This is a genomic window from Arthrobacter sp. Y3224198, assembly GCF_059090025.1.
On sequence record NZ_JBNHFG010000001.1, the window covers coordinates 77,970 to 101,264 of the forward strand.

Annotated in this window: 16 protein-coding genes; 11 read left to right on the forward strand and 5 right to left on the reverse strand. The window is 67.5% G+C overall.

The window, feature by feature from the left end; genetic code table 11:
* Nucleotides 1-251: 251 nt before the first annotated feature.
* Entirely contained in the window at nt 252-1,577 is a 1,326-nt protein-coding gene (locus tag AC5RUF_RS00350) for an RNA polymerase sigma factor (RefSeq protein ID WP_494129326.1), read from the forward strand.
* A gap of 210 nt (nt 1,578-1,787) precedes the next feature.
* Here the strand turns inward: AC5RUF_RS00350 and AC5RUF_RS00355 are convergent, their stop codons facing one another.
* Nucleotides 1,788-2,009 carry a DUF7455 domain-containing protein gene (locus AC5RUF_RS00355; RefSeq protein WP_229947654.1) on the reverse strand — a complete coding sequence of 74 codons (222 nt, stop codon included), beginning with the start codon at nt 2,007-2,009 and terminating at the stop codon, nt 1,788-1,790.
* A 243-nt stretch (nt 2,010-2,252) separates the two neighbouring features.
* On the opposite strand from AC5RUF_RS00355, the gene AC5RUF_RS00360 reads away from it, so the two are divergent.
* Nucleotides 2,253-4,364 carry a DNA gyrase/topoisomerase IV subunit B gene (locus AC5RUF_RS00360; RefSeq protein WP_493997677.1) on the forward strand — a complete coding sequence of 704 codons (2,112 nt, stop codon included), beginning with the start codon at nt 2,253-2,255 and terminating at the stop codon, nt 4,362-4,364.
* A 13-nt stretch (nt 4,365-4,377) separates the two neighbouring features.
* Here the strand turns inward: AC5RUF_RS00360 and AC5RUF_RS00365 are convergent, their stop codons facing one another.
* Complete coding sequence (locus AC5RUF_RS00365) at nt 4,378-5,391, reverse strand: M56 family metallopeptidase (protein ID WP_494129327.1); 1,014 nt, start codon at nt 5,389-5,391, stop codon at nt 4,378-4,380.
* A gap of 16 nt (nt 5,392-5,407) precedes the next feature.
* A complete protein-coding gene (locus AC5RUF_RS00370) occupies nt 5,408-5,773 on the reverse strand; it encodes a BlaI/MecI/CopY family transcriptional regulator (protein WP_493998231.1) in 366 nt (121 codons plus the stop codon).
* Between the two features lie 183 nt (nt 5,774-5,956).
* Here AC5RUF_RS00370 and AC5RUF_RS00375 point away from each other — a divergent pair, with 183 nt between their 5' ends.
* The 4 genes from AC5RUF_RS00375 to AC5RUF_RS00390 all read left to right on the forward strand — a co-directional run bounded on the left by AC5RUF_RS00375 (nt 5,957) and on the right by AC5RUF_RS00390 (nt 13,101).
* Entirely contained in the window at nt 5,957-7,558 is a 1,602-nt protein-coding gene (locus AC5RUF_RS00375) for a cytochrome ubiquinol oxidase subunit I (protein ID WP_494129328.1), read from the forward strand.
* 99 nt (nt 7,559-7,657) lie between these two features.
* Nucleotides 7,658-8,674, forward strand: a complete 1,017-nt coding sequence (gene cydB / locus AC5RUF_RS00380; protein ID WP_494129329.1) for a cytochrome d ubiquinol oxidase subunit II — start codon at nt 7,658-7,660, stop codon at nt 8,672-8,674.
* Nucleotides 8,671-12,099, forward strand: coding sequence for a thiol reductant ABC exporter subunit CydD (gene cydD, locus AC5RUF_RS00385; RefSeq protein ID WP_494129330.1), 3,429 nt, complete (start codon nt 8,671-8,673; stop codon nt 12,097-12,099). The genes cydB and cydD overlap by 4 nt, the downstream gene beginning before the upstream one ends.
* A gap of 9 nt (nt 12,100-12,108) precedes the next feature.
* Nucleotides 12,109-13,101 carry a GNAT family N-acetyltransferase gene (locus AC5RUF_RS00390; RefSeq protein WP_494129331.1) on the forward strand — a complete coding sequence of 331 codons (993 nt, stop codon included), beginning with the start codon at nt 12,109-12,111 and terminating at the stop codon, nt 13,099-13,101.
* Here AC5RUF_RS00390 and AC5RUF_RS00395 read toward each other — a convergent pair.
* Nucleotides 13,098-13,853: a metal-dependent transcriptional regulator gene (locus AC5RUF_RS00395; RefSeq protein WP_494129332.1), complete on the reverse strand. Its 756-nt coding sequence runs from the start codon at nt 13,851-13,853 to the stop codon at nt 13,098-13,100. The genes AC5RUF_RS00390 and AC5RUF_RS00395 overlap by 4 nt on opposite strands.
* Before the next feature lie 166 nt (nt 13,854-14,019).
* Between AC5RUF_RS00395 and AC5RUF_RS00400 the strand changes: the two genes are divergently transcribed.
* The 3 genes from AC5RUF_RS00400 to AC5RUF_RS00410 all read left to right on the forward strand — a co-directional run bounded on the left by AC5RUF_RS00400 (nt 14,020) and on the right by AC5RUF_RS00410 (nt 17,132).
* The gene (locus AC5RUF_RS00400) at nt 14,020-14,340 is read left to right on the forward strand and encodes a metal-sensitive transcriptional regulator (RefSeq protein ID WP_494129437.1); all 321 of its coding nucleotides are present in this window, start codon (nt 14,020-14,022) and stop codon (nt 14,338-14,340) included.
* A gap of 63 nt (nt 14,341-14,403) precedes the next feature.
* Entirely contained in the window at nt 14,404-14,628 is a 225-nt protein-coding gene (locus AC5RUF_RS00405) for a heavy-metal-associated domain-containing protein (protein ID WP_494129333.1), read from the forward strand.
* A 44-nt stretch (nt 14,629-14,672) separates the two neighbouring features.
* Nucleotides 14,673-17,132: a heavy metal translocating P-type ATPase gene (locus tag AC5RUF_RS00410; RefSeq protein ID WP_494129334.1), complete on the forward strand. Its 2,460-nt coding sequence runs from the start codon at nt 14,673-14,675 to the stop codon at nt 17,130-17,132.
* Between the two features lie 62 nt (nt 17,133-17,194).
* Here the strand turns inward: AC5RUF_RS00410 and AC5RUF_RS00415 are convergent, their stop codons facing one another.
* Nucleotides 17,195-19,693 (reverse strand): DNA gyrase/topoisomerase IV subunit A, encoded by a 2,499-nt coding sequence (locus AC5RUF_RS00415; protein ID WP_494129335.1) that lies wholly within the window; start codon nt 19,691-19,693, stop codon nt 17,195-17,197.
* 166 nt (nt 19,694-19,859) lie between these two features.
* Between AC5RUF_RS00415 and AC5RUF_RS00420 the strand changes: the two genes are divergently transcribed.
* Together AC5RUF_RS00420 and AC5RUF_RS00425 are read left to right on the forward strand one after the other, a co-directional pair.
* The gene (locus AC5RUF_RS00420; RefSeq protein WP_494129336.1) at nt 19,860-22,547 is read left to right on the forward strand and encodes a bifunctional acetate--CoA ligase family protein/GNAT family N-acetyltransferase; all 2,688 of its coding nucleotides are present in this window, start codon (nt 19,860-19,862) and stop codon (nt 22,545-22,547) included.
* A 61-nt stretch (nt 22,548-22,608) separates the two neighbouring features.
* A complete protein-coding gene (locus tag AC5RUF_RS00425; RefSeq protein ID WP_494129337.1) occupies nt 22,609-23,283 on the forward strand; it encodes a DUF5998 family protein in 675 nt (224 codons plus the stop codon).
* The last annotated feature ends 12 nt before the right edge of the window (nt 23,284-23,295 follow it).

Genomic DNA, 23,295 nt, shown 5'->3' on the forward strand with positions numbered 1-23,295 from the left:
GGGCGCGGCCGGTGCTGTGCCGGCACCGAAAACGTGCGACAATGGGAACCGAGACCCGGTCGGGTTCGTGTATCAAGTGTCCTTTTGAGCTGCCAGCCCCTGCGGCAGGCGGAACAAAACACCGGCACGGCGTGTTCTACCAAGAGCATTCCAGATGTCGGCATCACTTGGATCCAAGCACGGACTTGACAGGGTCATAGTGGTGTTGCCCCCAATGGCGGTGCCACAACCCGCCGTATGAAAGGTTTTCTGTGTCGCCGAGAAAGACAACTGCAGTCGAAGAGACTGACACTGCACAAAAGCGCACTGCCGCAGCTGAGGCCCCCTCCGTGGCGGCCACCAAGGAGCCCGCTTCCGGCGAAAAGACCGCTCCCAAGACGGCCCGGAAGCCTGCCGCCAAGAAGGCGCCGGCGAAGGCCGGCACTGCGGCTGCAGGCCGCAAGACCGCTGCCAAGACCACCAAGGCTGCCAAGGGTGCGAAGACGGAAGCCGACGAAGAGATCCACGACGAGCCGGCCGACATCGAGCCCGACGCCGAGGCCGTGGAAGCTGCCGATCCCGCTGCTGAGAGTGCGCCCACCGGATCCGGTTTTGTGTACTCCGACGCTGACGACGACGACGCACCTGCCCAGCAGGTTGTATCCGCCGGCGCCACCGCGGACCCGGTCAAGGACTACCTGAAGCAGATCGGCAAGGTTGCCCTGCTGAACGCAGAGCAGGAAGTGGACCTTGCGCTGCGGATCGAAGCAGGTCTCTATGCCGATGAAAAGCTGGCCGCCGACGAGCTTCTCCCCGCCGACAAGCGGATGGACCCGAAGCTGAAGCGCGAGCTGCAGTGGGTCTCCCACGACGGAAAGCGTGCGAAGAACCACCTGCTGGAGGCCAACCTCCGTCTGGTGGTCTCGCTGGCCAAGCGCTACACCGGCCGCGGCATGCTTTTCCTGGACCTGATCCAGGAAGGCAACCTGGGCCTGATCCGTGCCGTTGAGAAGTTCGACTACACCAAGGGCTTCAAGTTCTCCACGTACGCCACCTGGTGGATCCGCCAGGCCATTACGCGTGCCATGGCTGACCAGGCCCGCACCATCCGCATCCCGGTGCACATGGTCGAGGTCATCAACAAGCTGGCCCGCGTCCAGCGCCAGATGCTCCAGGACCTGGGCCGCGAACCCGCTCCGGAAGAGCTGGCCCTTGAACTGGACATGACCCCGGAAAAGGTTGTGGAGGTGCAGAAGTACGGCCGCGAGCCGATCTCGCTGCACACCCCGCTGGGCGAAGACGGCGACTCCGAGTTCGGCGACCTCATTGAGGACTCCGAAGCCGTTGTCCCGGCCGACGCCGTGAGCTTCACCCTGCTGCAGGAGCAGCTGCACTCCGTGCTGGACACGCTCTCCGAGCGTGAGGCCGGCGTGGTTGCCATGCGCTTCGGCCTGACCGACGGACAGCCGAAGACCCTGGACGAAATCGGCAAGGTTTACGGCGTGACCCGTGAGCGCATCCGCCAGATCGAGTCCAAGACCATGTCGAAGCTGCGGCACCCGTCGCGGTCCCAGGTCCTGCGGGATTACCTGGACTGATCCGGGCCAAGCCCCCGGTTTCTCCGGCGACACCAACGGCACCCCTTCCGCTGCGGCGGCAGGGGTGCCGTTGCGTTAAGAGCGAAACGGCACGGTGGAGCAAAACGCGGCAAAAAAGAAGTCCCCTTCCAACATGGAAGGGGACTTCTGCAAGCTTGTGCGTAATGCCCGCGCCTGTGCGGACGCTGATGTCCGCAGTGCTGCCGGTAATTACTCCGCCGGGACCGGCGCCTTCTCGTTCAGGCGCGACGTTTCGTCCTGCCATTCCGAGGTGAGCGGACGGAGATTGGCCTCGACCGCCCGGGCGTGGTGCCCGCAGAAAAGCAGTTCCCCACCGGAGGATTCCAGTACGGCACGTACGTATGCCTGTGCGCCGCAACGGTCGCAGCGGTCCAGGCTGTTCAGCTCACGGGTTGCTACTGCTGCTGTCATGAGTTGCCTCCTCAAGGGTGTTGATACTTCATATAACCATCTTTGGTGCCCCGCCCATTGCAGGTTCGGCCGCCTTTCGCTCTACGCGTACCATTTGCGGCCGGCCGTGTGTGCAGTCTCACCCTGCTGAGTCGCTGACCGGAACTGTCACCGGCGGGGATTAACCTTGTAGGAGTCCCGGTTGTTCCCCGGACACCTATCCGTCTGTTGGCCAGCGGCCGATACCAAGGAGTTTCATCGCACGTGGCGCCCCCAAGTTCGAACTACACTGCCCGGCACCTTTCCGTCCTGGAGGGCCTTGAGGCTGTCCGCAAGCGGCCGGGCATGTATATCGGTTCCACCGACTCCCGCGGACTGATGCACTGTCTCTGGGAAATCATCGACAACTCCGTGGATGAGGCACTGGCCGGCTTCGGACAGAGCATCAAAGTCATCCTGCATCCGGACGGATCGGTGGAAATCCACGACGACGGACGCGGCATCCCCGTGGACATCGAACCGAAGACCGGGCTCTCCGGCGTCGAAGTGGTGTTCACCAAGCTCCATGCCGGAGGCAAGTTCGGCGGCGGCTCCTACGCCGCCTCCGGCGGCCTGCACGGCGTCGGCGCCAGCGTGGTCAACGCCCTGTCCTCGCGGTTGGACGTCCAGGTGGACCGTGCCGGCAAGACCTACCAGATGGCTTTCCGCCGCGGCGAGCCCGGGCACTTTGCCGACACCGGCAAGAACCCCGCACCGGAGGCGAAATTTACCCCGTCCCCGGACAGCTCGCCCCTGGAGGTAGTGGGCAAGGCCAAGCGCGGCGTCACCGGCACCCGGATCCGCTACTGGGCGGACCGGCAGATCTTCACCCCCGACGCCAAGTTCTCCTACACCGAACTGCAGGCCCGTGCGCGCCAGACCTCCTTCCTGGTGCCCGGACTGCGCATCACCCTCCGGGATGAGCGCCGGCTGCCCGGCACGCCCGGGGAAAACGGTCCGGTTGAGGAGGTCTTCCACCACGACGGCGGGATTGCGGAGTTTGTCGAGTACCTGGCCGCCGACGCCGCCGTCACCGACATCTGGCGCCTCCACGGTTCGGGCAAGTTCAAGGAATCCGTGCCGGTGCTTGACGAGAGCGGGCACAGCCGCATTACCGAGATTGAGCGCGAGTGTGAGGTGGACATCGCCCTGCGCTGGGGCATCGGCTATGAAACGAGCATCCGCTCCTTCGTGAACATCATCGCGACCCCCAAGGGCGGCACGCACCAGACCGGGTTTGAGCAGGGCCTGCTCAAGACGTTCCGCAAGGTCATCGAGGCCAACGCCCGCAAGCTCAAGGCCGGCAACGACAAGATCGAAAAGGACGACGTTTTCGCGGGGCTGACCGCGGTCCTGACCGTCCGGCTGGCCGAGCCGCAGTTCGAAGGCCAGACCAAGGAGATCCTGGGCACCTCGGCCGTGCGTGCCATCGTGAGCAAGGTGGTGGAAAAGGAGATCACCGCGCGCCTGAACTCCACTGCCCGTGCCGACAAGGCACAGTCCTCGCAGCTGCTGGAGAAGGTGGTGGCGGAGATGAAGTCGCGCATCTCCGCCCGCGTGCACAAGGAAACCCAGCGCCGTAAGAACGCGCTGGAAACCTCCACCATGCCCGCCAAGCTGGCCGACTGCCGGATTGATGACCAGGAACGCTCCGAGCTGTTCATTGTGGAGGGCGACAGCGCCCTCGGCACGGCCAAGCTTGCCCGGTCCTCCGACTACCAGGCACTGCTGCCCATCCGCGGCAAGATCCTGAACGTGCAGAAGGCTTCCGTGGCGGACATGCTCTCCAACGCGGAGTGTGCGGCGCTGATCCAGGTGGTCGGCGCAGGGTCGGGGCGCAGCTTCCAGCTGGACGCGGCCCGCTACGGCAAGGTCATCTTCATGACGGACGCCGATGTGGACGGTGCGCACATCCGCACCCTGCTGCTGACCCTGTTCTTCCGCTACATGCGTCCGTTGGTAGAAGCCGGACGGGTCTACGCCGCTGTACCGCCACTGCACCGGGTGGAGGTCATCAACGCAGGCTCCAAGAGCAACGAGATGGTCTACACCTACAGCGAAAAGGAACTGCACCAGGTGCTGGCCCGCCTGGAGAAGGAAGGCAAGCGCTACAAGGAACCCATCCAGCGCTACAAGGGTCTGGGCGAAATGGACGCCGGCCAGCTGGCGGAGACCACCATGGATCCCCGGCACCGTACGCTGCGCCGGGTCCGGATCTCGGAGGCGGCTGCGGCGGAACAGGCCTTCGAACTGCTGATGGGCAGCGACGTAGCCCCGCGCAAGGACTTCATTATCGCCGGCGCCGCGATGCTGGACCGGGACCGCATCGACGCCTGATCGGCCAGTTCTGCTAATCCAGCAGTCCGGGCGCGATCAGCAGGGTGGTCGGGACGGCCAGCAGCAGTACCGACAGGCAGAGCACACAGAGCCGCTGCCATCGGGGCAGAGGCGGCTGCGGCGTCAGCAGGCGGCTCAGCCGGCCGGCGGTGCCGAGCGGCTCCAGGAGGTCGGGACCGCCCAGCGCGGCGGGGGAGTCCAGTCCGGGCCCGACCGCGGCCGGGATTGACGCACGTGCGGACGAAGGCTCATCAGCGCGGGGAGCGGGCGGGTCCGTCCGGCCGGACCCCACAATGGCCACGGAACGCACCAGCGTCAGCCGGTCCACTTTTCGCAGTGCCTCGTCGTCGGCCAGCATCTCGATCAGCTCATTCACCGAGCGCTGCGCCATCAGCGAGGTGGGCAGCCATGGCAGTGCCGCGCGCCAGGCGGCAAAGGCCCACAGCAGCAGGTGGTGGTGCTGGGCCAGGTGGGCCCGCTCGTGCGTCAGGACGGCGGAGAGCTCCTCCTTGGACAGCATGTTCAGCAGGCCGTCGGAGAGCACCGTGACGGACCGGGCGCCGCCGGGCAGGCAGTAGGCCACCGGCGTCGGATGCTGGATCACCAGGGTGGCCGGCGTGTCGGCAGAAGGGGAACTGAGCAGGTTCAGCATGTCCCGGTGCCGGCGCCGGCCGCGCAGGATGCGGTACCAGGTCAGCAGCAGGGTAAACACCAGATGGACACTTAGCAGTGTGGCGGCGCTCAGTGCGAAGACATGGACCAGGCCCAGGTCACTGGCCGGGGCATGGGCCAGCAGGATGCTCCAGAGTCCGTGCAGGCCGTCCAGGAGGTTGTCTCCCAGCGGTTCCAGGCCCCAGGTGAGCATGGCGCCGATCATGGACAGGCCGCCCGCCAGGGCGATGGCCTGCCACAGGACCATGGCAGTGAAAGGGGAACGCGCAGGCCACTTTGCCCGCGAAAGGAGAATGGGAACCGGCCACGCCAGGACAATTGCGAGGGCGGCCAGAGCGTAGGAGGCCCAGAACACTCTAGGGGTGCGCTACCTAGGCGCCGAGCAGCCTGCGGAGCATTTCGGCCTCGGTGTCGGAGACCGAGCCGACAAACCGGGCCAGCACGGCTTCCCGGTCATTGGCGGTGCCCAGGGCCTCGTGCATCAGCTCGGCGGTGTGCTCGGCCCGGGTGGTTACTGCACGGTAGCGGTGCGGCCGGATGTCACGCTCTCGCCGGACCAGGGATTTTTTCTCCAGGCGCGAAAGCACGGTCAGTACGGTGGTTACCGCCAGGCCCTTGCCGTCGGCGGAATCCTCGCGCTGTGCCAGCTTTTCACGCAGCTCGTTGGCAGTGGCAGCCTCGGGGGACTCCCATAGCAGGTCCATCATTGCCCGTTCAAGCTCACCGAGTGTAGCCATCTGCTTCCTTCTTTTATGCGTAAGACCAGCGGGCCCGCCATGCTGGCCCGGACTTACTAATATACCGCGTTTCCGGCCTAGGTTCTACATCACGTAGAAATCTTGCCAAAGTTGTTCTACGCTTTGTAGAAGTCAGTCTTCTACGTCCTGTAGAAGTTGTAGCTCTATTGAAGGACAAATAGCGTGGAAGCACTGGATATCGCCCGGTGGCAGTTCGGCATCACCACCGTCTATCACTTCCTAATGGTGCCGCTTACTATCGGTTTGGGCATCGTTGTGGCGGTCCTGCAGACCGCATGGGTCCGTACCGGTAAAGAGCAGTACCTCAGAATGACGAAGTTCTGGGGCAAGCTCTTCCTGATCAACTTCATCCTGGGCCTGGCCACGGGCCTGGTGCAGGAATTCCAGTTCGGCATGGCCTGGAGTGAATACAGCCGCTTCGTCGGCGACGTTTTCGGCGCCCCCCTGGCGCTGGAGTCGCTGCTGGCCTTCTTCACCGAATCGGTGTTCCTGGGGCTGTGGATCTTCGGCTGGAAACGGCTGCCCAAGAAGATCCACCTCGCCTCGCTCTGGATTACCACCCTCGCCTCAATGCTCTCGGCCTACTTCATCCTGGCCGCCAACTCCTGGATGCAGCATCCGGTGGGTGTGGAAATGGTGGACGGCCGTCCCGTCATGAATGACATCTGGGCCGTCCTGACCAACAACACCCTGCTGGTGGCCTTCCCGCACACCGTTTTCGGCGCCTTCGCCGTCGCCGGCGGCTTCCTGCTGGGCATTGCCTGGTACCACCTGTGGAAGCGGCGCCGGGACGGGATCGACACCGTCGATTCGAAGGGCTACGTCGTGGTGGGGGAGCGCCCCGAGATCGGCCGTGACAAGACCGACCATGCCGTCTGGCTGCGTTCCCTGCGCATCGGCGCCGCCGTCGCCGTGGTGGCCTTTGCCGGCGTCGCGGTCAGCGGTGACCTGCAGGGCAAGCTGATGTTCGAACAGCAGCCCATGAAAATGGCTGCTGCAGAAGCCGCCTGCCATGACGGCACCGGTTTCTCCGTCCTCTCCATCGGTGACCCGGGGGCCGTGAACTGCGAAGACGTGGACACGCTCATCGAAATCCCGGGCATGCTCTCCTTCCTCGCCAACGGTGACTTCGACACCGAGATCCGCGGCGTGAACACCCTCCTGGACCAGTACCAGGACGCTTACGGCACGCACCTGCCGGACGACGAAATGTACGGCACCAACGCCGGTGCCGAGATCGACTACACCCCGAACTTCGCCGTCACCTACTGGGGCTTCCGGATCATGATCGGGTTCGGCGGCATCGCGGCCGTCGCCGCTGCCATTGCCCTCTGGGTGGTCCGCAAGGGCACGGTCCCCGAGTCCAAGTGGCTGATGCGCCTGGCCGTGTTCGGCATCCTGGCTCCCTTCGGCGCCAACTCCGCCGGGTGGATCTTCACCGAAATGGGCCGCCAGCCGTTCGTGGTTGCGCCCAACCCCACCGGGGTGGATGGTGTCTTTATGTTCACCGCGGCGGCAGTCTCGCCCGGCGTGAGCATGGCCGAGCTGATCTTCTCCGTGAGCGCTTTCACCCTGGTGTACCTGGCCCTGCTGATCGTCGAGGTCCGGCTGCTGTTCAAGTTCGTCCGCGGCGGCGTACCGGCCGCCATGCCGGACCTGCTGCACGGCGACGACGGCAGCACCGGCGGCCTCGACTCGGCCGGCGGCGACCCCGACGGCAGCGCCGGAAAGCCAAAGAGCGACGTCCTTGACTTCGCCTACTAGCGCCCGGCGCACCGCGACCATCCTGACGGCGGCCTGCGGGCCGCTGTCAGGATCCACCCCGACTTTGCCGGCTACCGGCACCCCTGGAGCTCTGAAGTAATGTCGCTACCGTTGTTCTGGTTTATCGTGATCGCCTTCCTGTGGGTGGGCTACCTGTTCCTGGAGGGCTTCGACCTGGGCGTGGGCATGCTGATGAAGCTCATGGCCCGCAACGAAAAGGACCGGCGGGTTCTGCTGAACACCATCGGTCCCGTCTGGGACGGCAACGAGGTCTGGCTGATCACGGTCGGAGCCATGACCTTCGCCGCCTTCCCGATGTGGTACGCCTCGCTGTTCTCGGCCCTCTACATTCCGCTGGTGTTTGTGCTGCTGGGGCTGATCTTCCGCGCCGTATCCATCGAGTACCGCGGCAAGCATGACAGCGACAGCTGGCGCAACCGCTGGGACTGGGGGCTGGCCCTGGGCTCGTTCGTCGCCGCGTTCGGTGTGGGTGCGGCCCTGGGCCTGACCACCACCGGCCTGCCCCTGAATGAGAACGGCGACCGCGTTGGCGGCGCCTTCGCCTGGTTCACCCCGTACGCCGTGCTCGGCGGCGTGGCCGTGGTGGCCTTCTGCCTGGTCCATGCCTGCGCGTTCCTGATGCTTAAGACCGACGGCGAGATCCGTGAGCGCTCCCGCAAGGTGGTGCTGCGCTGGCTGCCCCTCGGCATCCTCCCGCTGGCAGCCTGGGCCATCATTGTCCAGTTCATGAATGCCAAGACCGCCACCCTGCCGCTGCTGGTAATCGCCGTGGTGGCCGCCGTACTGGCTTGGCTCTTCGCCCGCCGCGGCAGTGACGGCAAGAGCTTCGCCAGCCTCGGGGTCTTCCTGGTGGCCGGTGCCGCCACCATCTTCGCCTCCATGTACCCGGTGGTCCTGCCCTCCACACTGGATGCCGCCTGGAACCTGACGGTGGAGAACGCCTCCGCGTCGCCGTACGCCCTGAAGGTCATGAGCTGGGTGGCCCTGTTCGGCCTGCCGGTGGTGGTGCTGTACCAGGGCTGGACCTACTGGGTCTTCCGGAAGCGGGTCACCGCCGAGGCCATCCCTGCCCCCCACAGCTTCACCGCCCAGTGAAGCCGGTCCTTCCGGTCAGCGCCACCAGCCGCCGGGCGCTGTACCTCCTCGGATTCCTTGCCGCACTCAAGGCCGCAGGACTGGTCCTGCTGGCCGACGCCGTGGCCGGCGGCATCGCCGGCCTGGCGGCGGACGGCCCGGACTGGAACCGCATGCTGTTCCTCGGCGCCGCCGGTGCCGTGCTGCGTTCCCTTGCGGTCTGGGGGCAGGACACAGTGGCCCAGCGTGCAGCGGCCGGGGTCAAGGACGAACTGCGCAGCCAGCTCACCGACCGTGTGCTCGCCGACGGCGGATCCGTGCCGGGGATGGGCAGCGGCGCCCTGAGTGTGCTGCTCACCCGCGGCCTGGACGGGCTGGACAACTACTACTCCAAGTACCTGCCCGCGCTGGTGACCTGCGCCGTCGTGCCCCTGCTGGTGGGTGCGCGCATCCTCGCTGCGGACTGGGTCAGTGCGGTGGTCATTGTCCTCACCGTTCCGCTTATCCCGGTCTTTATGATCCTGATCGGGCTGCACACCGAGGATAAGACCGCGGTTGCGGTGGATGCCCTGAACCGGCTCTCGGACAACATGCTGGAACTGGCCAAGGGGCTGCCCGTACTGGTGGGCCTGGGCCGGGCGAAGGCCCAGACCCGCGCGCTGCGGGACGTGGCGGACCGCTACCGCACCACCACCCTGGCGACCCTGCGGGTGGCGTTTATGTCTTCCCTGGCCCTGGAACTCATTGCCACTATCTCGGTGGCGGTGGTGGCCGTGTTCATCGGCGTGCGGCTGGTCCACGGCGGCATGCCGCTGGAAGTGGGCCTGCTCGCGCTGATCCTGGCACCCGAGTGCTACCAGCCGCTGCGTGACCTGGGCACCGCCCACCACTCGAGCGAGGACGGGTTGGAAGCCCTGAACCGCACCAACGCGGTGCTGAAGGCGCCCGAGTCCCGTCCGCTGGTGGCCCCGGCCGCGCCGGACAACGCTGCCTCCGCAGAACGGGGCGCTGCGCCACTTGCTGTGCGGGACCTGACGATCGCCTACGAGGGGCGGCCGCATGCCGCCGTCGCGCACCTTGGCTTCACCGTTCCCGCCGGGGCCATTGCGGCCCTCACCGGGCCCAGCGGCACCGGAAAAACCTCGGTGCTCGAAGCCCTGGCCGGACTGCGCCGGGACGGCGGGGATACCCGGATTACGGGATCCGTGAACGGCGTGGACCGCGCCGCCATGGCCTGGATACCCCAGCATCCCGTCCTCGTGGAAGACACCGTCGCCGCCGAGATTGCCCTGTACGCCGGCGTGCCGGTCCCCGCCGACGGCCTCCCGGATGAGGCCCGCGAAACCGCACGCGCTGCACTGGAGCGCATCGACGCCGGGCATCTCCTGGACGCCGCGACGGCGGATCTCAGTCCGGGCGAGCAGCGCCGCGTGGCCGTTGCCCGCGCGCTGGCCCGCATCTGGACCCGGCCCGAGGTGCGGGTCCTGCTGGCCGACGAACCCACGGCGCACCTGGATTCCCGCAGCGCCGCCGCCGTGCGACGTGCGCTGACCGGGCTGCGGGGCCGGGCCACGGTACTGCTCGTGGCGCACGACGCCGACACCGCAGCCATTGCCGACCTCCTGATCCCGGTGGACCCGCACGGCGCAACGACCGGTGCGGCGCCCGCCCCACTGCTGCCTGCTGCCGCGGGAACCGGGACCGCAGCCGACCCGGCGCAGCGCGCCCCGGAGGGCACTCCGGCTGCCCCGGGCACCGGTGCCACGGCGGCTGCATCCGCCCGCCAGGCCCACCAGCCGCTGTGGAAGAACCTGCTGGTGCTGCGGCCCTGGAGCAAACAGTTTGTCCTGGCCCTGATCCTGGGAACCGGCGCCACCATGTTCGCGGTGACGCTCACGGCGCTGTCCGCCTGGCTGATTGTCCGCGCCAGCGAACAGCCGCCCATCCTGTATCTGCTGATGGCCATTGTGGGCGTACGCTTCTTCGGCATCGGCCGGGCACTGCTGCGCTACCTGGAGCGGCTCTCGCTGCACGATGCCGTCTTCCGCGCCACCAACACGTTGCGTGTGAGGCTGTGGAACGGCCTGCTGCAGCGGCCCGAGGGATGGCGCCGCGTGGCCCGCGGCTCCGGAGCGCTGGAACGGCTGGTCGGCGACGTTGACGAACTGCGCGATATTGCGCCGCGGGTTGTCTTCGCACCACTGACCGGCCTGCTCACCGCAGCCGGTGCCTGCCTGACGACCTGGCTGCTGGTCCCCGAGGGACTCGCCATACAGGTGGCACTGTGCCTGGTGGGCATGGTGGTGGCACCGCTGCTGGCACTGCTCGCCGACTCGGCCGCGCGGGCCGCCACGGTCAACCTGCAGGCACGGTCCATGTCCGGCATGGCCCGGCTGCTATCCGCGGCCCGGGACCTGGAAGCCAACTCCAGCTCAGCGCCCGTGCTGGCCCGGCAGGCAGGCTACGAAGCCGCCGCAGCCAAGGCCGTGCGCCGCAGCGCCTGGGCGCAGGGACTTGCCAATGCGCTCACGGCCCTGGCCTGTTCACTCAGCGCCCTCTACATGGTCAGTGCCGCCCGTGAGGCTCCCGCAACGGTGGCGGCCGTAGTGGTGCTGGTCCAGCTGGCGCTGATCGAACCCTTTGTTGCCGTCAACGGCTCCATCCAGCAGTTCTTCGCCTGGCGGACGCTGGGGGACAAGGTGCTCCCCGATCTGGGTACCGACGACGTTGAAGAGGATGCGTCCGCGGAGGAGTCCGCTGCGCGGGCCCGGTTCGGCAAGGTGGAGACCCTGCAGCTGAGCGGCATCCGTTACCACTACCCGGACGCCGCCCGGGATGTGCTGGACGGCGTGAACCTGGAAGTTTCCGCGGGGGAGTGGGTAGCCGTCACGGGCCCCTCCGGCAGCGGCAAATCCACGCTGCTGGGTGTCCTGCTGGGCTTCCTTACACCGCAGGCGGGAACCTACCGGATCAACGGCTCCCCGGCACAGTCACTGCCGCCGGCCGCCCGGCGCATGGCCTGGTGCCCGCAGGAGGCCCACCTGTTCGACTCGACCCTGCGCGGGAACCTGCTGCTGGCCCGGGACCGATCCCATGCGCCGACGGAAACCGAGCTGCTGGACGCCCTGCATGCGGTGGATCTCGGCCCGCTGTTCGCGACGTTGCCGGACGGGCTGGATACCCCGATCGGCGCCGGCGGACACTTCCTCTCCGGCGGGCAGCGCCAGCGCCTTGCCGTGGCACGTGCGCTGCTCGCGGCAGCCGACGTCGTGCTCCTGGACGAACCCACGGCTCACCTGGATGCCGAGGCAGGGGAGCAGCTGATGGCGGACCTCAAACGCGCCCTGCGTGGCAAGGCTGTAGTGGTGGTGACCCACAACCCCGCCGACGCCGCCTGGTGCGGCCGCGAGGTCACATTGGGTGCGGGGGCGGTGCTTCTGCCCTAGGGTGGATGCATGCAGACGCCCTCCCTTCCCGTAGTTCCCGGGCCGGAAACCGGCCTCCGCTGGAGGTCCATTGCGGCCGACGACGTCGACGCCTGGTACGCGCTGGTGCGCCGGATGGCCGAGACGGACAAGCCTGCCTGGGTGGAGCACCGCAGGGACCTGGAGCAGGCGCTGGAAACCAGCTCCGGGGATCCGGCCCTGGATACGCTGATCGGCCTGGACAAGGAAGGCATGGCCCGCGCCTACGGACGCATTGCCCTGAATCCCGGATCCGAGACCGGGTCCGGGTTCGGCGGGGTGGATCCGCAGTGGCGGCGCCGCGGGATCGGCTCCGCCGTCTTCCGCTGGCAGGAAGCGCGCCTGCGGCAGCGGCTGCTCAGCGAGCACCGCAGGCACGGCGTGCTGCGCACGTACGCCGAGGAAGCGAACGCCTCCCACGTGGCCCTGCTGCAGTCCGCGGGGGCCGACGTGGTGCGGTACTTTACGGAAATGACGCGGCCGCTGGACGGCGAACTGCCGGACGCGCAGCTTCCCGAAGGCATGGAGTTCCGGACCTTCAGTGCCGGGAATTCCGAGGCCATCCGCCAGGCACACAATGAAGCCTTTAAGGACCACTGGGGCAGTGAGCCGCGCAACAAGGAGCGCTGGGGGTTTACCGTCGGCCACCCCGAATTCCGCCGCGACTGGAGCTTTGCCGTGCTGGACACCGGCTCGGGGGAGGTGGCGGCCTACCAGCTGGCCAGCTACGACCCCGAGAGCAAGGACATCCACGGCTACACGGAGGGCTACACCATGCTCCTCGGGGTGCGGCGGGCCTGGCGCGGACGCGGACTGGCCCCGGCCATGCTGCGGGAAGCCATGCGCCGCTTCCGGGAGGACGGCATGGACAATGCCGGCCTGGGGGTGGACACCAGGAACCCGTCCGGGGCGTTGGATCTTTACGAAAGCCTCGGCTACCGCCCCACGCACCGCGAAGTGGTCTTCGACAAAACGGTGCTCTAGCTCCCGGTTCCCCCTGCGGTGCCCGCCGGTTTTGGCCCACCGCCTGCTTCGCCGTCCGGGACCCCGCCCGGATCGCCGGCCGGCGTCTGGAGGATCCAGATGGCTTCCGCCGCGGGCAGGCCCAGGTCCATGGTCCGGCCGCAGGCTTCAATGGTGAGGGTCCCCGCGTAGGGCTGGCGCCGGACCACGGACAACACGGTGTCCAGGTGAAGGCCGAGTCCGGCGATATAGCGCAGCAGCTCCGGTTCATTGTCCGACACCCGTGCCACTATGCCCTGCGTCCCCGGCTCGCAGCGGCTCAGCCGCAGGGCGTCGAGAACCGGGAAACGCCCGTCCGAGGCCGGGATGGGGTCTCCGTGCGGGTCCCGGACGGGATTGCCGAGGCGGGCAGCGAGGGCATCAACCATCTTGTCGGAGACCGCATGTTCCAGATGCTCGGCCTCGTCATGGACCTCGTCCCACCGGTACCCCAGGTATTCCACCAGGAAGGTCTCGATCAGCCGGTGCCTGCGTACCATCCCCACCGCGGCCTTCTCGCCGTCGGGTGTCAGCGCAATGGAGCCGTACCGGGCGTGCGTCAGCAGGCCCTGGTTGGTCAGTTTCTTCACGGCCTCGGAAACGGACGACGGCGAGAAGCCCATGTGCACGGACAGTGCCGACACGGTCAGGGGCTCATCCGTCCATTCCTGAGCGGTCCAGATGACCTTCAAGTAGTCCTGGGTAGCCGTTGATAGTTCGCTGTGTGGTGCCACATCCCCACCTTACTGGACGTGCCGAACCGGTTTACAAAATACCCCTGGGGGGTACTTGTGCGCATACCCCATGGGGGTATAACGTAGGCGTAGCCGAGGAAGGGAGCAGGTTATGAGTGCAGCAGTACCGGGAACCGAGGAGGGCGTTATCCCCGCGCCTGCCGGAATGGAAGAAGCCGGTGACCACACCGGACCGTACGGATATGCCTCGGACAAGGAGGCGTACCTTCGCCGGCTGCGGCGGGTTGAGGGGCAGGTCCGCGGCATCGCCCGGATGGTGGAGGAAGACAAATACTGCATCGACATCCTGACGCAGGTGGCGGCCATCAACAAAGCCCTCCACTCGCTCAGCCTGGGGCTGGTCTCCGACCACATGTCGCACTGTGTGGTGGGAGCCGCACGCGAGGCGGAACGTACCGGCAACCCGGAGCTGGTCCAGGCAAAGGTCCAGGAAGCCGCCGACGCAATCGGCCGGCTGCTCCGCTGACCCGCACCACGACTTCCGCACCAAAGATTTCCGCATCAAAAGACGTCACAGAAAGAGAAGGCTATGGAAACCACCACACTGAACATTTCCGGCATGACCTGCGGCCACTGCGTTGCCTCCGTGACGGAGGAACTCAAGGCCATCAACGGCGTCGACGACGTCCAGGTGGACCTCAACGCCGGCGGAATTTCCGCAGCCACGGTGACCTCAAGCCGGGCTGTTGCTCCGGCTGAACTAAGCGAAGCCGTAGCTGAGGCCGGCTACCTGGTAGTGGACACCGAGGCGTAGCAGCTGCCGCCCTTGCCGGCAGCACGCAACAGAAGGGAAGAACCATGGAGACCCGGGAATTGGTGAACAACAACGCCAGGGCCGTTGAGCTCGAGATCCAGGGCATGACGTGCGCGTCCTGCGTCGCTCGGGTGGAACGGAAGCTGGGCAGGATCGACGGCGTCGAAGCCTCAGTCAACCTGCCGCTGGAGAGCGCGCGGGTCACCGCTCCGGCCTCGGTGACGGACCAGCAGATCCTTGATGCCGTGAACTCGGCCGGTTACAAGGCACGGCTGAAGAACGCCCCGTCCCGCCCAGTCCCGCCCGCAGCGGTGGAAGGATCCGGCCATGATCGGGGAGGGCACGCGGGTGTGCAGACGTCGTCCGGTGCCGCCGCGGATAGTCCCGGCGGGAGCCATATGGCGCACGGCGCGGACCCGGACACCGGCCGGCGTGAGCATGCCGCCTCCACCGTGCATGCCGCCCACGCAGACCATGCGGGCCCCGCCGACCATGCGGGCCCCGCCGAAGACCATGCCCACGGCGGGGACCACATGTCCCACGGCGGCAGCGCCGCGGTCCTGCGGCCGCGCCTGATCCTGGCCGCTGTGCTGAGCGTCCCCATCCTGCTGATTTCCATGGTTCCCGCCCTGGCCTTTCCCCATTGGGGATGGGTGGCTGCCCTGTTGGCGCTGCCGGTGGTCACCTGGTCCGCCTGGCCCTTCCACCGCGCCGCCGCGATCAATGCGCGGCACCTTGCCTCGACCATGGACACGCTGGTGTCCATCGGCGTCGCGGCGTCGTACCTGTTTTCGGTCGGCGAGCTGGTGGCCGACCCTGCCCTGACCGCCGACCCCGGAATGGGTTCGGATCCGCACCTGTACTTCGAGGTGGCCTCCGTAGTGGTGACGTTCCTGCTGCTGGGCCGTTACCTTGAGGCCAACGCCAAGACCAAGGCCTCGGACGCGCTGAAGTCCCTGCTGAACCTGGGCGCCAAGGAAGCCACCGTGCTGCGCGACGGACGGGAAGCCCGCATCCCGGCGGACCAGCTGGCCGTGGGCGACGTGGCCGTTGTCCGTCCCGGGGAAAAGATCCCGGCGGACGGCGTGGTGGTCGACGGCCGCTCGGCCGTGGATGCATCCCTGATCACCGGCGAATCCCTGCCCGTGGAAGTGGACGTGGACAGCAAGGTCACCGGTGCCACGATCAATACCTCCGGACGGCTGCTGGTCCGCGCCACGCGGGTGGGCAGCGAAACCACCCTGGCCCAGATGGGCCGCCTGGTCAGCGATGCACAGTCCGGCAAGGCGCCCATTGCCCGGCTCGCGGACCGGATCAGCGCGGTCTTCGTGCCGGTGGTCCTGGGCATCGCGGTCCTGACCTTTGTGCTTTGGCTGCTGTTCACCGGTGACCTCCAGGCGGCGTTCGTAGCCGCCGTGGCCGTGCTGGTGATTGCCTGCCCCTGTGCGCTCGGGCTGGCCACGCCGGTCGGGCTGCTGACCGGAACGGGACGCGGCGCGCAGCTGGGAATCCTGATCAAGGGCCCCCAGGTGCTGGAGGATACCCGCACTGTGGACACCATTGTGCTGGACAAGACCGGAACCATCACCACGGGCAGGCTGTCCGTGGCCCGGGTCCGCCTCCTGGACAGCGCACCGGCGGACCTGGACGAAGACGGGCTGCTCCGCCTTGCCGGCTCAGTGGAGGACGCCGGCGAGCATCCCATTGCCCGTGCCATCGCCGCCTCGGCACACTCCGGACCGGGCACCGTGGCTGTGGAAGACTTCGATTCCGCTCCCGGCGGAGGAGTCCGCGGCACCGTGGACGGACGCCGGGTTGTCGCGGGCCGGCCGGCCTGGCTCGATGAGAACGGCATCGACCTCGCCGACGGTGCCTACGCAGCACTCCGCTCCGAGCAGGAGGCCGGGGCGACGGCGGTCCTGGTCGCAGTGGATGGAGTGGCTGCGGGCATCATCTCCCTGCAGGACACGCTCAAGGACGGGTCGGCAGCCGCCATTGCACGGTTCCGCAGTCTGGGCCTGCGCCCGGTGCTGTTGACCGGCGACAACGCCGTGGTGGCCGCGCAGGTGGCTGCCGCCGTCGGGATCCCCGCGGAGGACGTGCTGGCCGACGTCCGTCCGGAAGGCAAGGTTGACGCCATCCGGCGCTTCCAGGCGGAGGGCCGCACGGTGGCCATGGCCGGCGACGGAGTGAACGACGCCGCCGCGCTGGCCCAGGCGGACCTGGGCATCGCCATGGGCTCGGGCACCGACGTCGCCATGGAAGCCGCTGACCTGACCGTGATGGGCAGCGACCTCGGGCAGGTGGCCACCGCCATCGAACTGTCCCGCCGGACGCTGCGCACCATCAAGACCAACCTGTTCTGGGCGTTCTTCTACAACGCCGTGGGGATCCCGGTGGCAGCCTTCGGGCTGCTGAACCCGATGATCGCCGGCGCCGCCATGGCAGCCAGTTCGGTGCTGGTGGTGGGCAACTCGCTGCGGTTGCGCGGTTTCGGTAAGTAACCGCTGAAAAGACAGCGGGCGGACCTCAGAAGGTCCGCCCGCTGTTTGCGTTAAGCCGCGTTTCAGCCCTGGCTGGGGCCGATGGCGTCCACGGCATTGGCCAGCGGGACGCCGGACCCGTCGCGGCGTCCATGTTCGGTGGGCAGTGCCCGGGCCACTCCGTTGGCGGCGGAAGCCTTCGCCGGACCGTGACCGGCCCAGGCCACCGCGAGGCTGTCCTCGCCCTTCAGGAACCGGTGTGCCCGGACACCGGCCGTAGCCCGTCCCTTGGCCGGATACTCGGCAAACGGCGTCACCTTGACCGAACCGCCCGGTGTCCCCGGCAGTGTTTCGGCCGCCGTGGACACGGTGACCACGACGGCGTCGGGATCCTCACCGGCCACCGCGCCGAAGAAGACCACGGCGTCGTCGGCGGCCAGCTTGATGCCGGCAACACCGCCGGCCGTACGGCCCTGGGCCCGGACGGCGGACGCGGGGAAGTGCAGCAGCTGTGCGGACCGGGTGATGAACACCAGCTCATCAGTCTCGTTGGCGGCCACTGCGGCGCCCACTACTTCGTCCTTGGGCTTGAGCGTAATGGCCTCCCAATCATCCCGGTTCAACGGGTAGTCGGGGTTCACCCGCTTGACCACGCCGTTGCGGGTACCCAGTGCCACCACTTCGTTCAGGGGCACCAGGCCGATGAGCTTTTCGCCCTTGCCCAGGGTCATGAACTCCTTGACCGGCACACCGCCGGCCAGGTTGGGCAGGCCGGCCGTGGAGGGCAGGGCCGGGAGGTCCAGGACCTGCACGCGGATCATCCGGCCGCTGGAGGTCAGGGCGCCGATCTCGCCGCGGGCTGTGGTTTTCACTACCGACCGGAAGACGTCGTGGCGCACCCGCTGGCCGCTTTCGGCCAGCGGTTCCTGGTCCGACGTCCGTGCCACCTGGCCGGAGGCGGAGAGGATGGCCCAGCACGGGTCGTCCGGGATTTCCAGCGGCAGCACGGCCTTGGCGCCCTTGCCGGTGGCACCGGCGGCCGCGGCCACGGCGGCACCCTTCAGCGGGGAGGCAGCCTCCGACTCCAGCAGCACCGTCCGGCGCGGCGTGGCGTACTTGGCGGCAACTTCGCCCAGCTCATCGGACACCAGCGCACGCAGTAGCTGCTCCGAACCCAGGATTGCCTCGAGTTCCGCGATGGCCTTGCGCAACTCGTCCTGTTCCTTCTCGAGCTCGATGCGCGAGTATTTGGTCAGCTGGCGCAGCCGCAGTTCCAGGATGTGGTTGGCCTGGATCTCGGTCAGGTCGTAAACGGCCATCAGCCGGGTCCGGGCCTGGGCGGTCTCGTCCGAGGAGCGGATGATCTGGATGACCTCGTCAATGTCCACAATGGCGATCAGCAGGCCTTCGACCAGGTGCAGCCGGTCCTTCTTCCGGCCCAGACGGTAGGCGGTGCGCCGGCGGACCACGCCGATGCGGTGGGCCACGTACACCTGAAGCAGTTCCACCAGGCCCAGGGTGCGCGGCTGGCCGTCCACCAGGGTGACATTGTTGATGCCGAAGGAATCCTCCATGGGCGTGAACTTGTACAGCTGCGCCAGCACCGCGTTGGGATTGAAGCCGTTCTTCAGTTCAATGACCAGCCGCAGCCCGTGGCTGCGGTCGGTCAGGTCCACAATGTCGGAAATGCCCTGCAGTTTCTTGGACGTCACAGCGTCCTTGATTTTTTCGATGACCTTTTCCGGGCCGACCATGTACGGCAGCTCGGTCACGACCAGGCCGGTGCGGCGCGCGGTCAGCTGTTCCACCTCCACCTTGGCGCGGGTCTTGAACGAGCCGCGGCCGGAGGCGTAGGCGTCGCGGATGCCGTCCAGGCCGACAATCCGTCCGCCGGTGGGGAGGTCGGGGCCGGGGATGAAGCGCATCAGCTCCTCCAGCCCGGCGTCGGGGTGGGCGATGAGGTGCTGGGTGGCGGCAATGACCTCGCCGAGGTTGTGCGGGGCCATGTTGGTGGCCATGCCGACGGCGATGCCGGTGGCGCCGTTGACCAAAAGGTTCGGGAAGGCGGCGGGCAGCACCTCGGGCTGCTCCAGCTGGTTGTCATAGTTCGGGACGAAGTCCACCACGTCTTCGTCCAGGTGGTCCGTCATGGTCAGTGCCGGGGCCGCCAGCCGGGCCTCGGTGTACCGGGCGGCGGCGGGGCCGTCATCCAGCGAACCGAAGTTGCCGTGCCCGTCGATCAGCGGCAGGCGCAGCGCCCAGTCCTGGGCCATGCGCACCATCGCGTCGTAGATGGCCGTGTCACCGTGCGGGTGCAGCTTGCCCATGACTTCGCCCACCACGCGGGCGGACTTCACATGCCCCCGGTCCGGCCGCAGCCCCATGTCCGACATCATGTACAGGATGCGCCGCTGGACGGGTTTCAGTCCGTCACGCGCATCGGGGAGGGCGCGCGAATAAATGACCGAGTAGGCGTACTCGAGGAACGAGCCTTCCATCTCGGTGGTGACATCAATGTCGATGATGTTCTCGGCGATCACTTCGCCGGGTGCGGACTTGGAGACGGGTTGGCGCCGGGCCATGCTGTTGTCGGATCCTTGCAGTGGTAGGAGGTTGGAGTAGGCGGTCTGGAACGCGCGGATTTTCCCGCCGTGTCCCGCCCGGGTTTCGGTGCCGGTTTTGAGGCCGGTTCCGGTGGTGCGGAGCGGTCTGATGACTCTGCGGAAGAATCCCCACTACTCTGAGTCTATGGTCGAGCAGGGACATTACCCCGAATATTGGGAAGCCGACGTCGTGTTGCGGGACGGCGGCACGGGCCATCTGCGCCCGGTTTCCCCCGCAGACGCAGACGCCCTGCAGGCGTTCCACATGCGGCAGTCGCAAAGCTCCATCTATCTTAGGTTCTTCACCTACAAGGCCAAGCTCACCAACAAGGAGCTGGAGCGGTTCACCAACGTGGACTACCGCAACCGGGTGGCCTTCGTCATCACCATCGGTGACGAAATCATCGGGATCGGCCGCTACGACCGGCTGGACGACCCCACCGAGGCCGAAGTGGCATTCAACATTGCCGACGGGCACCAGGGCCGCGGCCTGGGCTCCATTCTGCTGGAACACCTTGCCGCTGCCGCGCGGGAAAACGGCATCCGCCGGTTCTCCGCCGAAGTGCTGCCGGAGAACCGGAAGATGATCGGCGTCTTCGCCGATGCCGGCTATGAGGTGCGCCGGCATTTTGACGACGGCGTCATCGCCCTCGACTTCAACATCGACCCCACGGAGAAATCGCTGGCGGTGATGGAAGCCCGCGAGCACCGCGCCGAGGCGCGCAGTGTTGCGGACCTGCTCTCGCCGTCGTCCATCGCGGTGATCGGCGCCAGCCGTGAATGGGGTTCGGTGGGCTACCAGCTGCTCGAGCACATCATCGAGGGCGGCTTCAAGGGCTCCGTGTACGCCATCAACCCGGAAGCGTTCGAACTGGCCGGGATGATTTCCTACAGCCGGATTGCGGATGTTCCCGAAACGGTGCAGCTGGCCGTGATCGCCGTGCCCTATGACCAGGTCCTGGACGTGGCCGATGAGTGTGCGGCGGCCGGGGTCAAGGCCCTGCTGGTGGTGACCGCCGGTTTCGGGCCCAAGGGTCCCGAAGGCCTCGCCCGGCAGCGCGCCCTGGTCCGCCGCGCCCGGGCGCACGGCATGCGGGTGGTGGGACCGGCATCGCTGGGGCTGATCAACACCCGGCCCGAGGTGTCACTGAACGCCTCCATGGCCCCGTCCCTGCCCAAGCGCGGCGGGCTGGGACTGTTCAGCCAGTCCGCGGCCATCGGCGTGCTGCTTTACGCCACGGCCCAGCGCCGGGCCCTGGGACTGTCTTCCACCATCTCCGCCGGCAACCGTGCCGACGTTTCCGGCAACGACGCCATGCAGTACTGGGAAGACGACGCCGACACCAAGGTGGTGGCGATGTACCTGGAGTCGGTGGGCAACCCGCGCAAGTTCTCCCGGCTCGCCCGCCGGCTGGCCCGCACCAAGCCCGTGATCGTGGCCAAATCCGATGTCACCGGGCTGCAGCTTCCGCCCGGACATGCGGTGCGCACCACCCAGGCACCGCCCGGGGCGCTGGACGCGATGCTGCGCCAGTCCGGCGTCATCCGGGTGTCCACCAACGAACAGTTGATCGACGTGGCACAGATCGCCGTCAGCCAGCCGCTGCCCGGCGGCCGCAAGGTAGCGGTCTTCAGCAACTCCGTGGCGCTGGGCCGGGTGCTGGCCGACGCCTGCACCGGCCTTGACCTGGAGATCACCCGGCTGGAAACCGAACTGGCACTGGATACCGGCATGAGCGTAGCGCTGCCGCAGCTGCGGCGCACCGTCATCGAGGCGCTTTCGGATGACGCGGTGGACGCCGGCGTCGTCGCCATCCTCCCCGCACCGGGACTCACCACCGACGCCATCGCCGCCGCCCTTGCCGAGTGTGTGCAGGAGACCGGGAAGCCCCTGGTGGCCGCCTTTACCGGCATTGTCGACCCGCGGGCCCATGTGGAAGGCCTCCTGGCCTCGGGCGACGACGCGCCGGGGAACGGGCTGCCGTGCTTCAGCAGCCCAGGCGCTGCCGTCAGCGCGCTGGCGTCGCTGGTGCGTTACACCGAGTGGGCCAACCGTGACCACGGCAGCTTCGTGGAGCCGGCCGGAGTGGACACCGAAGGCGCGGCCGCCTTCATCGCCTCCCTGATGGACCAGGTGGTGGGAGACCGCCTCACCCGGCTGGATCCGGCCCAGACAGCCCGGCTGCTGGAGTTCTACGGCGTGGCGCTGCTGCCCGCGGTCAGCTTCTCCACCGCGGAGGAAGCGGTGGAAGCCGCCGGACAGCTCGGCTGGCCCGTGGCGGTCAAGACCCGCGAAGGTCACCTGCGGCACCGGCTGGATCTGGGGGGAGTGCGCCTGAATATCTCGGGGCCGGAGGCCCTGGCCGCGAACATCGAACAGATGCGCGAGGCGCTGAGGCCTTACGGCGAGTTCGAGATGGAAGTCCAGAGCATGGCTCCCAGCGGGCAGGGCTGCCGCATCCGCGCCATCGAGGACCCTCTGTTGGGCCCGGTGCTCTCCTTCGGCCTGGCCGGTGATGCCACCAGCCTGCTCGATGACTGGGCGCACGGTGTGCCGCCGCTGACGGACCGCGACATAGCGGAGCTGGTGCGCACCCCGCGGGCCTCGGTGAAGCTGTTCGGCTACCAGGGCCTGCCCGCAGCCGACGTGGCGGCGCTGGAGGACCTGATTGCCCGGCTGGCGGTTTTGAAGGATGAACATCCGCAGATTGCGCTGATCGAGATCAATCCGGTCCTGGTCTCGGCCGACGGCGTGACGGTGCTCAGCGCCGACATCCGGCTGGGCAACCCGCAGCGGCGCACGGACAGCGCCCGGCGGGCCATGCGGGACTGATCTTTTCCACTGCCCGCGCGCCATTTAGGCACTGGGGGGCGATCTGGGGGAAACTGGAAGCATGTCGCCGTTACTTTCCGCTGAACGCCGCAGCCTTGACGCCTCCATGGAACGGGCAGGGTTCTACCCCACGCTTCTGGCCGATGTGGTCCACGATGCCCTGGACGGGCGCGAACCGCTGTCCCACCTCATCCACCTGGAAACCCACTTCGAACGTACCGAGGTGCACCGCCACATCACCGTCCTGGTGTTGACCGAGGACATGCTGGTGATCACCCACGTGGATGACCAGCAGCTGGACGAGGCCGGCGAGCAGATGATGGCGCAGGTTTCCACCGAATCCGTTCCGGTGACCCAGATCCGCTCCGTCGTGCTGGGGTACATGTACGCCCAGCCGCAGAACTACAAGCCCTCCGATCCGGTCCGGGAAATGACCCTGGCCATCGCCTGGTCCGGCGGGCAGCGGCTGGACATGGGTCCGGCAGGCTGCGCCGACCCGCAGTGCGAGGCCGACCACGGCTACACGGGCACCATTGCGCAGGAGGACATTGTGCTGCGCGTCAGTTCCGAAGCGGACGGCGCCCAGGCGGTGCAGAACGCCAAGGCCTTCGCCCGGGCCCTGCGCAAGGTGAACACCGACACCACCGCCGCACCGCGGGCGTTCGACGGCGGCGACCCGCGCCAGCGCATCCCCGGCATCGGCGGGCGTTTCAACCGCGCCCATCCGCAGCGGTAAGTTCGTGGTGTC